We start from the raw sequence: 15,880 nt of genomic DNA on the forward strand, positions 1-15,880 counted from the left end.
TTTAATTCTTCAACTAAATTTTAATTTGGTCGCCTAAACCAGTGAGAGAGTCGTATGAGTAATAAAGTCGGTTTGATTCATAGCCTACGTGACGGTCAAAAATACATGGAAATCTGGCCGATGCGCAAAGAGCTTAACATGCTGTTTCCAGAGCAACGCATCATTAAGGCGACTCGGTTTGGTGTGAAGGTCATGCCTGCGATTGCAGCCATCAGTGTGCTGACTCAAATGGCGTTCAACAACTATCAGGCTATGCCGCAGGCGGTGATCATCGCCTTGTTTGCCATCAGTATGCCCATTCAAGGCATGTGGTGGCTCGGCAATCGTTCGAACACTGTACTTCCTCCTGCGTTGGCCGGCTGGTATCGAGAAATCCATCAGAAAATTGTCGACAGTGGAGGCGCGCTAGAGCCGATGAAATCTCGTCCGCGTTATAAAGAGTTGGCGCGTCTACTTAACCGAGCGTTTAAACAGCTAGATCGTGCGTCATTAGAGCGCTGGTTTTAAGCGTTCTCGGATTGATCCTTACGGCTTGGTCAGAGCCAATTCTTAGAATCAATAGAATAAAGAAAGCGCTTGTGTTTCGGCACAAGCGCTTTTGTTTGTTGTTGCTGTTAAAGCTTAGTTGAACATCGCGATCGCTTGTTCTGGAACGACGTACTCAAGGTCAAAGCTTTCCGCCACTTCTTGGCAAGTTACTTTACCGTGAATAACGTTCAATCCTTCCAGGAAGCCTTTGTCTTCGAGTAGCGCTTGGCGATAGCCTTTATTGGCCAGTTTGACAATGTACGGCAAGGTCGCGTTGTTAAGAGCGAAGGTTGACGTGCGCGCAACCGCACCCGGCATGTTCGCCACACAGTAGTGGACAACGTCATCAACAATGTAGGTCGGATCGGCGTGCGTGGTCGCGTGAGAGGTTTCAAAACAGCCGCCTTGGTCGATAGCAACATCCACTACCGCCGCGCCCGGTTTCATCTTGGCAATGTGCTCTTTAGTGACCAGCTTCGGCGCCGCAGCACCTGGGATCAATACCGCACCGATGACCAAATCCGCTTCGAGTACGTGTTTTTCAATCGCGTCTTTGGTTGAGTAGACGACTTTTGCACGGCCTTGGAACTCTTCGTCCAAGCGGCGCAAAGTGTCGACATTTCGGTCAAGGATAGTCACATCTGCGCGCAGACCAACGGCCATGCGCGCCGCGTTTGCACCGACCACACCACCACCGATGACCACCACTTTTGCAGGCTCCACACCCGGTACGCCGCCTAGCAGAAGACCACGTCCGCCGTGCGATTTTTCCAAGGTTTGCGCACCGGCTTGGATAGACATTCGACCCGCAACCTCAGACATTGGCGCTAATAGTGGCAAGCGACCCATATTATCTGTTACAGTCTCGTAGGCTATACAGACGGCTTTGCTCTTGATTAGCTCTTCAGTTTGTGGAAAATCTGGTGCGAGGTGTAAATAAGTAAATAAAATTTGCCCTTCGCGGAGCATGGCTCGCTCGACAGCTTGAGGTTCTTTAACCTTTACAATCATCTCTGCCTTCGCAAATACGTCGGCAGCAGTAGGAAGAATGGATGCGCCTACAGCGATGTAATCATCGTCTGAAAAACCGATGCCTGCGCCGGCATTGGTTTCAACCAACACTTGGTGGCCTTGTGAGACTAACTCGCGGACGCTGGCTGGGATCATGCCCACACGGTATTCGTGGTTTTTAATTTCCTTTGGTACGCCAATGATCATCCTGACTCCTTATCGATAAATGGTTGTATCAACTGTATTTAGGGTAATTCTGTCGAATTAATGCCTAGTATAGTTAGGATGTAATAAAATTTGATACCGTATATTAAGAAGTTGTAGTATAAATTTTTGCAAGGAAGTAATAAGGTGGAATAAAAAATGGCAGACAACAATAAGAAGCCGTCCAAGGATCTAGACCGTATCGATCGCAATATTCTGAATGAGTTGCAAAAAGATGGTCGAATTTCGAATGTAGAATTGTCTAAACGAGTCGGTCTTTCGCCCACTCCGTGTTTAGAGCGTGTAAGACGCTTAGAGCGTCAGGGATACATCACTGGGTACACAGCGTTGCTCAACCCTCAGTACCTAGACGCGTCTCTATTGGTGTTTGTGGAGATCACGCTAAACCGTGGTGCTCCAGACGTGTTTGAACAGTTTAATGCAGCCGTACAGAAGCTTGACGACATCCAAGAGTGTCATCTTGTTTCTGGTGATTTCGACTATCTTTTGAAAACACGTGTTTCGGATATGAGTGCTTATCGTAAACTGCTAGGGGATACACTACTTCGTCTACCCGGTGTTAATGACACACGTACTTACGTGGTTATGGAAGAAGTGAAACAAACCAATCAATTGGTGATCAAAACTCGTTAATCCCTAAGCCTAGTATGGGAATGACTATGCAGGGCGAAGGCGAGACAAAGTGAGAATCCCTTTCGATATTCTGACTTTTCATAATTGGGTTTTGTAGGCCGATGTGGTTAAATCAATAGTCCGTGCAGCTTGGCTGTTCGGGCTATTTTTTTCAGTATGTTAGAGTGGTTATGTTCCGAGAAACCAAAAACAAAGTCGAAACCATCGTCGACACTGGGGACCATCGTCAAAAGACGCGCCTTTCCGGTTCCGAGCGTTTACAAGAATGCAGCCTAATCGTGGTTTTCCTCGCCGCTATTTTACTGTCTGTTGCTCTGCTGACCTTCAGCGCGGCCGATCCATCATGGTCGCAAACCGCCTGGGGTATGGAGATTGAAAATGCCGGTGGTATTGTCGGGGCTTGGCTCGCGGACACACTGTTTTTTACGTTTGGCTCACTGGCGTACACTATTCCAGTGGTCATCGCACTGAACGCCTGGGTTCTGTTTCGTAAACGAGGCGAAGATGAGCCGCTCGATTTTATGCTTTGGGGCACACGCTTACTCGGCTTAACTATATTGATTCTCACCAGTTGCGGTCTTGCCGACATCAACTTCGACGATATCTGGTACTTTTCATCGGGCGGCGTTATCGGTGATGTGCTGACCAGTCTCGCACTGCCGACACTCAACGTGCTAGGCACCACGCTAGTGCTGCTGTTTTTGTGGGGCGCGGGTTTTACGCTGTTGACCGGGATTTCTTGGCTAACGATCGTGGATTGGATTGGCGAGCAGGCGATTGGTGCCATCACTTGGGTGATCAATAAGCTGCGCGGTGAGAAGGATCAGGTGTTTGCGCCGACCTTGACCGAACCGGATGCGACGCAATCTGACTCATTAGAGCATAAGTCGCGAGAAGGTATGAACACGTCGCCTGCCATCCAAGCGCATTCAGAGCGTGAGGAGCCAGTCAGCGAGGCAGTATCTCCTCAGTCCGCGACACGTCGCTACAATATTCATATGCCGGACAATAGCGCCACTCAAGCGTCCACCTCTGCGCCAGAGACGCCGCTTTATCACTACGACGAGCAAGAGGATGACGAGCAGAGTAACCTGCGTGTTAAGCAGCTTGGCGCCACTATAGAAGAGCTCGATGCGGCGGCCAATAGCGCCAACGATTACGCCCCTGAACCGATTTTGACTCAAGCGTCCAGCGAGTTGCAGTCGCAAGAGCCCGAGCAAGAGCTTACTCCGCCTTGGCAAGATGAGCCTGTTTTCCACGATCGTGATGATTCGCCACTCCCTGATATTGAAGAGGATGAGCAACCTCGTATCTCCAGTTTTGATGTGGTCGAAGACAACCCTGAGCCAAGCTTTACGCCACAGGAACCCGTCGAAGCGTTTATTGATGAACAGGGCGGCTCAACAGATGATGACGAGGGCGACGTCGATGTAGCACAAGACGAAGATGCGGCCGCGCTGCAAAACTTGGTAGCGGAAGCGCAAGCCAAAGTGGTCGCGTCTCAGAACCCGTTTTTGGTTCAGCAAGATCAAAACTTACCGAAACCGACCGAGCCTATGCCAACGCTCGAGCTTTTGTACCACCCAGAGAAGCGAGAAAACTTTATTGATCGCGATGCGTTAGAGGAGATTGCTCGTCTGGTGGAATCTAAGTTAGCGGACTATAAAATCACCGCCTCGGTGGTGGATATATTCCCAGGACCGGTGATTACTCGTTTTGAATTGGATTTGGCACCAGGGGTGAAAGTAAGCCGCATCTCAAGCTTATCGATGGACTTAGCACGCTCACTCTCAGCGATGGCGGTGCGTGTGGTGGAGGTGATCCCTGGTAAGCCTTATGTTGGCCTTGAACTGCCGAATATGAGCCGCCAGACGGTCTATTTCTCCGACGTGGTCGGCAGCCAAGCGTTCGTCAATGCCAAATCACCGACGACCGTCGTCCTTGGTCAAGATATTGCGGGCGAAGCCGTGGTGGCGGATCTGTCGAAAATGCCTCACGTGCTGGTGGCGGGTACCACAGGCTCAGGTAAATCGGTCGGGGTGAACGTCATGATTTTGAGTATCCTCTATAAAGCGACCCCAGAAGATGTCCGCTTTATCATGATTGACCCGAAAATGCTTGAGTTGTCGGTCTATGAAGGTATTCCTCACTTGTTGTCCGAAGTGGTGACCGACATGAAGGATGCGTCCAATGCATTGCGTTGGTGTGTTGGCGAGATGGAGCGGCGTTACAAGCTGATGTCTGCACTGGGCGTTAGGAACATCAAAGGATTCAACGACAAGCTGAAAATGGCCGCAGATGCGGGCCACCCAATCCACGATCCGCTCTGGCAACCGGGTGACAGTATGGATGAGCATCCACCGCTGCTCGAAAAGCTGCCTTATATTGTAGTGATCGTGGATGAATTTGCCGATCTGATGATGGTGGTCGGGAAGAAAGTCGAAGAGTTGATCGCGCGTTTAGCACAAAAAGCGCGCGCCGCGGGTATCCACCTCATTTTGGCGACGCAGCGACCTTCAGTAGACGTTATTACCGGTTTGATCAAAGCGAACATTCCTACGCGGGTTGCATTTACCGTTTCAACCAAAACGGACTCTCGAACCATTCTCGATCAAGGTGGTGCAGAGTCACTGCTGGGTATGGGTGATATGTTGTATCTTCCTTCCGGATCGAGTCACACCATTCGCGTCCATGGGGCATTTGCTTCAGATGATGATGTGCATGCGGTGGTCAACAACTGGAAGGCACGCGGCAAGCCAAACTATATTGATGAGATCACCAACGGAGACCAAGGGCCAGAAGCGTTGCTACCGGGCGAGAAACCCGAAGGTGATGAAGAGATGGACCCTCTGTTTGATCAAGTGGTCGAGCACGTAGTGCAATCTCGTCGTGGTTCAGTCTCTGGCGTTCAGCGCCGATTTAAAATCGGTTACAACCGTGCGGCGCGAATTGTCGAGCAGCTTGAGGCTCAAGGTATTGTCAGCGCGCCAGGTCACAACGGTAACCGAGAGGTCTTGGCGCCAGAGCCGGGTCGAGAGATGAACTGATAGCAGGTAATATGCGTTGTTACTTTACATATTGTTACTTTACATTTGGTAACTTTGCATATTGTTTCTCGAGGCATAGTCAGCGTCGCGCCGGCAAAGACGACTCATAAAAAATGGCTTCCGTTTGGAAGCCATTTTTTTAATCGTGTACTCAGAGTGAGTGATGGGTGTTATTTATCTTTGGCAAATTGAGAGAGAACAATGACACCAAGCGCGAGCAGGTTTGCAGCAAAGATAACCACGAGCCACTGTGGCATGGAGAGCGTCAAAAACTGCCATACGATTTTGCTGCAATCCCCATAAGCTTCAAACATCCAAGGCGCCCATTGATTGAGCGGTGCCCAGTCAGGGAATTGAACAAACAGATCACAGGTGTAGAACGGCGAAGGGTTAAACTGGTAATCCACGTGTTCTAGTGACAGCATGAGTCCTTTATAAGCACTGCCGCCCCACGCTGCGAGCCCTAACCAACGCAATACAGCAACACGTGGATTGATGGCACCAATCAGCGCTGCGGCCGCGACGCCAAGCATGGCGATGCGCTCATAAATACACATCACACACGGCGCCAAGCCCATTCCGTGCTGGAAGAGCAGTGCACACAACTCTAGCGCGACAATCAAGCCAAACAGCAGTAGCCAAGCAAATCGTCCCTGAGAAAACTGTTTAATCGAAGAAAGCATAAGTAATGAAATATCCCTAACAAAGAAAAGAAAAAAGCTCTGACTAATCAGAGCTTTTTAGCGTGTAAAAGTTTCTATCGCAATAAAAAATTATTCAAACGTGATGCCGATTAGTGACCTTTGGTCACCGCATGCATGATTTCTGCTGAGTGATGCGTGATCCAGCCTGCTTCATAGAACCACGCGGTCATTGGTTCAAGCAGGAAGACAATACCGGCAAAGCCAACTAAAGCCAGCACTATCGTGTAAGGCAGTGCCATGATAACCATGCGACCGTAGGACAAACGAATCAAAGGTGCCAGCGTTGAGGTCAACAAGAACAAGAAGGCAGCTTGACCGTTCGGGGTGGCAACCGATGGCAAGTTGGTGCCCGTATTGATCGCTACTGCGAGCAGGTCAAACTGGTCACGATTGATCACGCCTTCCATCAACGCCGTACTAACCTCGGTAATGTAGACCGTGCCGACGAATACGTTATCAGATACCATCGAAAGCAGTCCATTGGCGACATAGAAGAGCGCCAATTGGGTGCCTTTATCTTCGACGTGCAATACCGCATCAATCACTGGCTTGAATAGCTCTTGGTCGATGATGACAGCAACAATTGAGAAGAACACCGTCAAAAGCGCGGTAAAGGGCAGGGCCTCTTCGAAGGCTTTACCTAGCGAGTGCTCTTCAATCACGCCCGTAAACGCAGTAGCCAGAATGATGACAGACAAGCCGATGAGGCCGACTGCCGCGAGGTGGAGCGCAAGGCCGACAATCAGCCATACCGCGATAACACCCTGAACCCAAAGCTTGGCCACATCTTGTTTGGTGCGCTTTTTACGCTCTTCGTTGTCGTAATCAACCAGAATCTGACGCACCGTGTCAGGCAGGCGGGCGCCATAGCCGAAGACTTTCATTTTTTCGACGAGCACACACGTTGCGAGACCACAAATCAACACGGGTAGAGTAACGGGTAACATGCGAACAATGAACTCACCAAACTGCCAGCCAGCCTGATCAGCAATGATCAAGTTTTGCGGCTCACCCACCATGGTCATCACGCCACCGAGTGCCGTACCCACCCCTGCGTGCATGAGCAGCGAACGCAAGAAGGCGCGGTAGTTCTCTAAGTCATCACGCGTCAGATCGTTAAGATGATCATCTGACGTATGGTCATGGGTCGCGTGACCTCCCTGACCGGAGGCAACTTTGTGGTAGATCGCGTAGAAGCCAACTGCGACACTGATGACAACAGCGATCACCGTTAATGCATCTAAGAAAGCAGATAAGAACGCTGCGGCAAAACAGAACGCCAGCGATAACATGCTTTTAGACTGAATACCGAGCAGAATTTTGGTAAAGATAAACAGCAAAAGCTGCTTCATGAAGTAGATACCTGCGACCATAAAGACCAGCAGTAGCAACACTTCGATATTCGCGACAAGCTCATGCTTGACTTGATCCGCACTGGTCATGCCAATGGCGATGGCTTCAATGGCCAATAAACCACCGGGTTGCAGCGGGTAACACTTCAGTGCCATCGCAAGGGTGAAAATAAACTCTGCGACCAACAACCAGCCTGCGACAAAAGGATCGATGAAAAAGAACACAAGCGGGTTGATGATGAGGAAGGCTATGATGGCAACTTTGTACCAATCCGGTGCCTTACCAAGAAAGTTCTTGATGAAGGCGTTTCCGAGTGACATCGGCATGACATTAATACTCTTTATTGTTGTACTGAATTAACACAGACGTGCCCGAATTCAATGTAAGCGTCGCAGCGGGTCATGCGCAGATGGCTCATGCGCAGATAGTCCAGCCGTGTAACGCCCAATCAACAGCGACTTAGAAAAACAACATCCTGAGTATCAATATGTGGTCTTGCCAAGTCACTCCCTGAGAAAGACAAGCACTCCTTACTTCGGTCGCCACTCTACCGTTGATAACTTGTTAGTCAATGATTAAGTGATATCTGATAAATGTATCAGTCCACTTTTATTCAAAAACGCGATCAAAGTTACGTAACGCTTGCATAATAGTTGTGAAAATCAGCAATTGATGGCAGTTAGCCATTTAGTTGAATTGATAAGCAACAATATGGGATTATATTGCATCAAAATAACAATGTTAGTTTCAAAAATAAAAACTCATATTGTGTGATTAATGCAGTACTCATAAGGCCTCAGAGAAAGTGAGGTTAGGTAAAGTTAAAATTTATTGGTTTTGACAATCCCCACACCACTTAAAACCGCCAAAACAAATTAGAGTTAATACTCTATATGGCATCCATGCCACGTTTACTGGTGGTTTGTTTTCGCTAGGCAAAAACTAGTGGTATGATGAGTTCCATTCGACCCAGATAAATATAAAATTGGAACAGTAATTAATGGTCATCAAGGCAAAGAGTCCCGCAGGATTTGCAGAGAAATACATTATCGAAAGTATTTGGAAAGGGCGCTTCCCTCCGGGTTCGATTCTCCCAGCCGAACGAGAGCTCTCTGAACTCATTGGTGTAACACGTACGACGTTGCGTGAGGTATTACAAAGATTGGCTCGTGATGGTTGGTTAACCATTCAGCATGGTAAGCCGACTAAAGTAAACCAGTTTATGGAAACGTCCGGGTTACACATTCTTGATACATTGATGACGCTCGATGCTGAAAACGCAACCTCTATCGTAGAAGATTTGCTTGCGGCACGTACAAACATCTCACCTATCTTCATGCGCTATGCGTTCAAAGTAAATAAAGAGAGTTCAGAGCGTACCATTCACAATGTGATCGACTCTTGTGAAGCCTTGCTCGCGGCCGACTCTTGGGATGCTTTTATTGCCTCCTCGCCGTATTCAGACAAGATTCTGCAACACGTGAAAGACGATGGTGAAAAAGATGAGCAGAAACGCCAAGCGACGTTGATTGCGAAAACGTTTAATTACTACGATTACATGCTTTTCCAGCGTCTCGCTTTCCACTCAGGTAACCAAATTTACGGCTTGATCTTTAATGGATTGAAGAAGCTTTACGATCGTGTGGGTAGCTACTACTTCTCAAGTGCTCAGGCGCGTGGTTTAGCGCTCAAGTTCTACCGTGATTTGTTGGAGGTATGCGAAACGGGCAACCGCGAACAAATTTTGGTGGTCGTGCGTCACTACGGGATGGAGAGCGCGCAGATCTGGAATCAGATGAAGCAAACTCTACCGACCAATTTTACCGAAGACGACAGCTAATCTCGCTGACGACCTTAAGTAAGCCAAAAGCCGCGATTGTCATCGCGGCTTTTGTGTCATTGGTATCACGAACCGTGCTTAACGAGCCGTAGGGCTGTTTGCTCCTGTCTTAAGGTCGAGTCCGTCAATGCCTCCAGCGGCTTGAAACCATGTCGTAAGATGGGTTTTCAAGTCTTTGAGCTCATCAGGGCCGATTAACGCGAGGCCCAAGTCTTCTGCTCGGGTGATGTCGTTGTAGCGCAGTGGTCTGAAGCTGACGAGCATGGCGCGTGCCTGTAAGCCGCCGAGCAAATCTCTTAACGATTCGAGTTTGTATAAGGTGTCATCGCCATCATCACGCATACCTTTGGTCTTACACTCAATGATATGGAGCTTGTTGTTGACCACGCAGGCGACATCCAGCTCATTGCGCACTTCACGCTCACCGAGCTCACGATACACCTGCACATTAAGTGAGTGATCTTGAATCGTTGGCATGCTGTGTTGAATCTGGCGCACCGTGCTGTGGACTAGGGTTTCCAGCCACTCCCCGTTGGAGAAGCGTCTTGCATCTTCATTGGCAAAGGTAAGCACACCGTTCTCATACGTCGCGATGTCGGCATCCACCAAATCATCGATCAGCATCTTGAGCTCACGATAGCCTTGCTGCTTCTCCGACAACTCTACACTGAGGATCTGTTCTTTGCGGCATGTCGTGGCGAGATAATTGAGTGTCGCAAGGCCTGGGCCAAGTTCTAAGGCGTTACTCGCCCAACGCTCACCCAACTCATAGAGTTTTTGGTCCAACTGAGGAGGCAACGTTTGTTGGCTAAATTCGCCGCGCGCGCCAAATACCGTAAGGTAATCGTCAATGGTGATCCAATCTTGCAGCTGCGTGTCTTCTACGCCATCAGGGTAGAGCCAGCAGACGCGATCACTGTTGGGCTCAACCACAAAAATTGGCCAATGAAAGGTGCGAAACACTTCGTAAATCGACAGGAGTCGATGACGCAGACCACAACTGGCGTTAAGGCGCACATCTTCACCACTTTGCTTAAGGCGCTCTGCCAGTTCCGCAACGATGTTCTTTATCTCAGAAGGATTAGTAACGTCAGGAATTTCATAGAACTCTGAGTGAATCTCACGCTTAGCCAAGACACGACTCAGTCTGTCGAATAGGGTGCGCTGGGCATTGACGCCAATAAAGACGATGTGGTTACTGATGCTGCGGTTATCTAATAGGGGGGTGACCAAGCGAATCGGGTCTTGGTCGATGATGCCAACATGAATTGTCATAGTTATTCCTCATGTCAGGCCCACAAAAAGGAGAGTAAAAGGGTGAGGCCTAATCACGATATAATGACAATCTGCCGAAAAAACAAGGGCAACCGTTATAATTGGTCGCCCTCTGTCAATAATTTACCGTATCTTTACGTTACAGCTTGAATCGATGCACCAGTTCGCCTTGCTGACCAGCAAGCTGACTTAAGTCATGACTGGTTTGAGCGATTTGCGCCATCGCCTGATAGCTGGTGTCGGCGATAAGGTTAATCTCTTCAATGTTTCTTGCAATGTCTGAGGTGGTTTCACTTTGCTCTGCTGCGGCTTGAGAAATGTGTCCACTCATCTGGCTGATCTCCATGATCAAGCCCTGAATTTCTTCCATTGCACTGTTGGCGTTGGACGCTTGTTCAACCGACAGCTCCATATCGTCCATGCAGCTTTGAATGACTTGGTTGGCTGAAGCAGAACTCGATTGCAAGTTACTGATCATGTTTTCAATTTCGCTGGTGGATTCAGTAGTGCGCTGCGCAAGCACGCGAACCTCGTCCGCCACCACCGCAAAACCTCGGCCTTGGTCGCCCGCGCGCGCGGCTTCAATCGCCGCGTTGAGCGCAAGTAAGTTGGTTTGCTCAGCAATGTTGCGAATCACATCCAAAATGCTGCCAATCTGGCTACTCATGGTTTGCAAACCTTTGACCGCATCAACGGATTCCGTTAGACGTGTCTCAAGCTGATTGATGGTGGTGATGTTAGTGCCCATGATTTGACGACCAGATTCCGACGCCGACTCCACTTGCTCAACCATCTTCTGCGAGCTTTGCGCACTTTGGGCCACTTCCTGAACGGAGTGGGCCATTTCAGTCATCGCGGTGGCGACGTTGGCTGTTTGTTCACGCTGCTGATTAAGCTGCGATTGCGCTTGAGAAGAGGTCTCTTGGTTGGTGCGGGCGGTATTGGTTAAGTTGTCCGAGGCATCATTGAGCTTCACCAAGATATTGTGCAGGTTGTCCGCCAACGAGTTGATGTGACCGCTGACGCGGCTGAACTCATTGTTGTAACGGATTTCGATACGGTGTGTCATGTCGCCTTTGGTGAGGTATTCCAAGGTGCTAAGAATACGCGTGAGTGGCTCGCGGACACTGTGGGCGATGTGGTAACCGATGCCCAATGCCAGTGCAATCACGATGGCACCAATCAACAGTGAACGAATCTTGCCTTGATTGTAGACTTGCTCTGCTTCAACCAGTGAGGCATTGAGACCCGCTTGGGCCGCTTCACTGTAGGTAGCCAGCAGCGCCATGGTCGCATCCACTTGCTCAGTCAGGCTCGCAATGTTGGCGTAGAGCGCGTCTTTTGCCACAAGGTAATTGCTGTGTTGATCAAGGACACCGCCTTTTTGACCGATGTCGAGCGTGAACTGCTTGACCGACTCATCAAAGGCTTTTTTCAACTCAGGCATTTGATTGGATAGGCCGTTGTAGGCGTAGTTCAAGTGTGTCACGGCTTTTTTGTTTTTCGCAACGGCTTCTGCTACGAACGCGGTGTCTGAGCTTGCCAGCGCGTCAGAAGTGATCACTTCGGCGTCTTTCAGCTTAATGAAGTAACTTTTCGCCATCACTTTGACGGAAATACTGCTTTGGTCATCGACGTACTCTTTCATCCCGACACTCAACTCAGAGTGCAAGCGTTGAAAACGGCGAGAAGATTGTTGTACTTGCGCTTGAGACTCAAACATCGAGCGATAGTTTTCCATCGCTTGCTTGGCTTCTCCGAAGTAACTGCTCTCTTTCTCTTTAAGAACCGCCATGCTGGCGACCAATTCTGGCTTGCTTGCACTGGCCTTTTCAAGGGCAGCCAAAGTTTGATTGTATTCAACACGTGCTTGATCGAATTGGCTTTCGATTTGCTCCATGCGCTCAAAGCTCTGAGTGGTCAGAAAATCTTTGAAAAGCTTATCCGCAGAAAGCAGAGAGACACTGGTTTCGTTGGCTTTGGAAACAAGAGGTAGTGAGGTGTTGGAGACACTCTCGAAATTGGATTGGATTTGCTGCATTCCGTTCAACGTCATCATGGTGGATACGATGAACATCACAATGATCAGTGCAAAGCCAGCGTACATTCTTCTTATCACTGAGCCTTTCATAGATCTCTCCCTAACTATGGCAAAAATTCAAACTATAACGCTATAAATAGCAAAAAGAGTTTGATTGTATGGAGAGTGAGACACACATTTTATGACGCACAATACAAAAATGAAAATGTGTATCAATAAAATGCTCACAACATGATGTGAACACTGTTTTTATTGTGATCTCGATTTGCTTGACGCATACTCGATGGCATTGAAAATTCAACGATACCTTCTGGAGAGTTTCATGGCTGAAGAAACCATTTTCAGTAAAATCATTCGCAAAGAGATCCCGGCCGATGTGGTTTATCAAGATGATTTGGTTACCGCGTTTCGTGATATCAACCCTCGCGCGCCGAGCCATATTTTGATCATTCCTAATACTCTTATCCCAACGGTGAACGATGTCACAGAGGCCGATGAAGCGGTCATGGGGCGCCTATTTACTGTGGCTCGCAAGTTGGCCAAAGAAGAGGGGATTGATGAAGAGGGTTACCGCCTGATCGTTAACTGTAACGCGCACGGTGGCCAAGAGGTCTACCACATTCACATGCACTTAGTCGGCGGCCGTCCACTTGGCCCGATGTTGATGGGTTAATCGACGCGATACAGTCATGACACAAAGCGAACTTTTTGCGTCGCTTTGTGTCAGAGAGCAGGTCTCACTGATATTTATGTCGGTGAGATCGGTATCTGAAATTCTGATTTGAGGCTTGGAGTGCGTTTTACGAATCAACTCACCATCCACATTCAACGTTGTGCATTACTCGCCAGTACCCTTGTTATCACGGCGTGTGCCAATATGTCGGCTGGCAATCTGTTTAGTCATTACAGCGCACAAAATGCTGATGTGTACCAAGCGGTGCAGCGAGGGGATTATCAGCGCGCACAAGAAGCGCTGCCTGACTCTGTGGCGGGCGATATTCTCGATAACCTTGAAAAGGGGCGCGTGCACTTTCTCAATCAAACCTACAGCGATAGTAAAGCGGCGTTTGAGTTGAGTGACCAAGCCGTTCGCGCTCAGCAAGATAGAGCCACGGTGTCGGTCAGTGAAACTCTGACTAGCGTTAGTTCACTCGCGGTGAACGACAATCTCAACGAATATCAGCCCGCAGATTATGAGTTGGGCTTTCTTCACCTCTATCTTGGTCTCAATTATCTACAGCAAAACCAACTGGAAGGGGCGTTGATTGAGATGCGACGCGCCAATCAAGTCCAAGAGCGTGCCAAGCAAGAGCGTGAAAAAGAGTTAGCGAAAGCGCAAAGCAATATGCAAGCGCAGGGCTTATCTCCCAATTTAGGCAGCGTGCTGTCGAACTACCCTGATGCCGGAAAAACCTTGGCGGCGGTGCAAAATGCCTATTTGTTGTATCTGTCGGCACTGCTTTATGAAGCAGACAATGACCTCAATGCCGCCTATGTGGACTATCGACGCGCGCTCGCGGTGGCGCCAGACAATCAGCAAATCATAGATGGCACCATGCGCGTTGCGACGAGCCTTAGCATGAAAGAAGACCTGATTAAATTAGAGCAGCGATACGGTAAAGCCAGTTTGTTAGAGAGCGACAAAGCGCGCGTCATCGTGCTCGATGAACAAGGCATAGTGACGGCGTTGCAAGGTTGGAAGCAATCTTTGCCTTTGTATGACAGTCGCAACAATGTGGCCTTCTATACTATCGCTCTGCCATATTACCCGCCTGCTTCGCCAGAGCGATTTACACCGCTTACATTGAATCAAGCGCCGCTCAAGGAATCGCGCTTGACCGATGTCAATGCGATGGCCCAACGTGATTTATCGGAACGTATTACTGCGATGGTGATCCGTCAAGCATTGCGGGTTTGGGCAAAAGATCAATTGCGAAAAGAGGCCACACAAGGCGATGACGTCGGCAATCTCGTATTTAATATTTGGAACACGCTCACCGAGCAACCCGATACCCGCAGTTGGTTAACGTTACCGGGTCATGTTGCGAGCAGCAGCCGTGTGGTCGAGCCCGGAACGCAGATTATTCGGGTGAATAACCAAGACTACCCGTTTGATGTCGCGGCGGGGCGCACCGCACTGGTGTGGATATCTCGTCAGGGAGAGAATGCTACAATATGGCATAAACAACTAGGAAGTATACGATGAAAAAATGGCTTATAGCGGCCCTCGCGGCCACGGCGCTGATCGGATGCGCAGACAACACAGCAGGTCTTAGAATCGATGGAGAGACACACAAAGTGCTCTTTGGCGATAACGTCTTAGCCGGCAATCTAAAAATTGAAGACATCGCCACAACAGAGGTAGAAGGGCATGCACGTGGGGTTGTGCGCATGACCAACCAGTCGAAAGGTGACCTCAATGTACTGTATCGCTTTTATTGGTATGACGACAATGGCTTGGAGGTCAACACTAAGCTTAGCCCTTGGCGTCAATCCATCTTACGCGGGACGGAAACGGTGGCCTTGTCTGAGGTGTCGGTGAACCCGAATGGCAAACATTTCCGTTTACAAATTCGTGAAAATAATCAATAAATTAATGACAATTCAAGGTTTATGAGGAACCAAGAAATGAAGAAAAGTGTAATAGCATTACTTGGCTTGGCTGTGATTCTCGGCGGTTGTTCGAACAAAGTGAGTTATGGTGACGCGCAAGCGGTTGAAACCACCACGATTGATTTTGGTTCCACTGACTTGCAAAAAATTGCCGGTGAAATGGTCGATAGCATGATGATGTCAGGCTCGGTGGCGGCCATCACGCGTGATGCGCGCCCTATTGTTTTTGTTGAGCGCATCAAAAACAAAACCAGTGAGCACATCGATACTGAATCCATTACCGATACCATCAGCACTAAGATGCTCAACTCAGGTAAATTCCGCTTTGTGGATATGGATCGCGTGGAATCGGTGCGTGAACAGTTGAACTTCCAAAACAACGACGAACTCGTTAACCAAAGTACCGCCATCCAGTTCGGTAAAATGGTTGGGGCGCAATACATGTTGTACGGTAACCTATCGAGCATCGCCAAAAATGCCGGTAGTGATAAAGACGTCTACTACAAAATGACCATGCGCCTGATGGATCTGGAAACGGGTTTGATTGAGTGGGCAGACGAGACTGAGATCCGCAAACAAGAGTCAAAAAGCTTTCTAGGTATGTAATGAC

General features: G+C 48.9%; 13 protein-coding genes. 8 read left to right on the top strand and 5 right to left on the bottom strand.

Annotated elements, in window-relative coordinates:
- Positions 1-54: 54 nt before the first annotated feature.
- The gene (yfbV, locus tag AC6R0S_RS02630) at positions 55-507 is read left to right on the top strand and encodes a terminus macrodomain insulation protein YfbV (protein WP_500626114.1); all 453 of its coding nucleotides are present in this window, start codon (positions 55-57) and stop codon (positions 505-507) included.
- Positions 508-621: 114 nt separating this feature from the next.
- Here yfbV and ald read toward each other — a convergent pair whose 3' ends face one another.
- Positions 622-1,746 carry an alanine dehydrogenase gene (gene ald, locus AC6R0S_RS02635; protein WP_500630293.1) on the bottom strand — a complete coding sequence of 375 codons (1,125 nt, stop codon included), beginning with the start codon at positions 1,744-1,746 and terminating at the stop codon, positions 622-624.
- A gap of 156 nt (positions 1,747-1,902) precedes the next feature.
- Between ald and lrp the strand changes: the two genes are divergently transcribed.
- Positions 1,903-2,397 carry a leucine-responsive transcriptional regulator Lrp gene (lrp, locus tag AC6R0S_RS02640; RefSeq protein WP_284190498.1) on the top strand — a complete coding sequence of 165 codons (495 nt, stop codon included), beginning with the start codon at positions 1,903-1,905 and terminating at the stop codon, positions 2,395-2,397.
- Positions 2,398-2,567: 170 nt separating this feature from the next.
- A complete protein-coding gene (locus AC6R0S_RS02645) occupies positions 2,568-5,444 on the top strand; it encodes a DNA translocase FtsK (RefSeq protein ID WP_500637148.1) in 2,877 nt (958 codons plus the stop codon).
- A gap of 170 nt (positions 5,445-5,614) precedes the next feature.
- Here AC6R0S_RS02645 and dsbB read toward each other — a convergent pair whose 3' ends face one another.
- Both dsbB and nhaB read right to left on the bottom strand, forming a co-directional pair.
- Positions 5,615-6,127 carry a disulfide bond formation protein DsbB gene (dsbB, locus tag AC6R0S_RS02650; RefSeq protein WP_500630291.1) on the bottom strand — a complete coding sequence of 171 codons (513 nt, stop codon included), beginning with the start codon at positions 6,125-6,127 and terminating at the stop codon, positions 5,615-5,617.
- 110 nt (positions 6,128-6,237) lie between these two features.
- A complete protein-coding gene (gene nhaB / locus AC6R0S_RS02655; RefSeq protein ID WP_500630290.1) occupies positions 6,238-7,827 on the bottom strand; it encodes a Na(+)/H(+) antiporter NhaB in 1,590 nt (529 codons plus the stop codon).
- Between the two features lie 674 nt (positions 7,828-8,501).
- Here nhaB and fadR point away from each other — a divergent pair.
- On the top strand, positions 8,502-9,341 hold the full coding sequence (gene fadR, locus AC6R0S_RS02660; protein ID WP_334552516.1) for a fatty acid metabolism transcriptional regulator FadR: 840 nt from the start codon (positions 8,502-8,504) through the stop codon (positions 9,339-9,341).
- A 78-nt stretch (positions 9,342-9,419) separates the two neighbouring features.
- Here fadR and AC6R0S_RS02665 read toward each other — a convergent pair whose 3' ends face one another.
- A complete protein-coding gene (locus AC6R0S_RS02665; RefSeq protein WP_500637149.1) occupies positions 9,420-10,616 on the bottom strand; it encodes a DUF1887 family protein in 1,197 nt (398 codons plus the stop codon).
- Between the two features lie 139 nt (positions 10,617-10,755).
- Positions 10,756-12,747 carry a HAMP domain-containing methyl-accepting chemotaxis protein gene (locus AC6R0S_RS02670; RefSeq protein ID WP_500637150.1) on the bottom strand — a complete coding sequence of 664 codons (1,992 nt, stop codon included), beginning with the start codon at positions 12,745-12,747 and terminating at the stop codon, positions 10,756-10,758.
- A 232-nt stretch (positions 12,748-12,979) separates the two neighbouring features.
- Here AC6R0S_RS02670 and hinT point away from each other — a divergent pair, with 232 nt between their 5' ends.
- From hinT to lpoB, 4 genes are all read left to right on the top strand, one after another.
- Entirely contained in the window at positions 12,980-13,330 is a 351-nt protein-coding gene (hinT, locus tag AC6R0S_RS02675; protein ID WP_500626119.1) for a purine nucleoside phosphoramidase, read from the top strand.
- A gap of 204 nt (positions 13,331-13,534) precedes the next feature.
- The gene (locus AC6R0S_RS02680) at positions 13,535-14,863 is read left to right on the top strand and encodes a COG3014 family protein (RefSeq protein WP_500630362.1); all 1,329 of its coding nucleotides are present in this window, start codon (positions 13,535-13,537) and stop codon (positions 14,861-14,863) included.
- Positions 14,860-15,249, top strand: coding sequence for a YcfL family putative periplasmic lipoprotein (locus tag AC6R0S_RS02685; RefSeq protein ID WP_334552512.1), 390 nt, complete (start codon positions 14,860-14,862; stop codon positions 15,247-15,249). The genes AC6R0S_RS02680 and AC6R0S_RS02685 overlap by 4 nt, the downstream gene beginning before the upstream one ends.
- A gap of 36 nt (positions 15,250-15,285) precedes the next feature.
- Entirely contained in the window at positions 15,286-15,876 is a 591-nt protein-coding gene (gene lpoB / locus AC6R0S_RS02690; protein ID WP_334552511.1) for a penicillin-binding protein activator LpoB, read from the top strand.
- Positions 15,877-15,880: the final 4 nt, after the last annotated feature.

The sequence above is a fragment of the Vibrio sp. R15-SG3-ISO1B genome, from assembly GCF_059833835.1.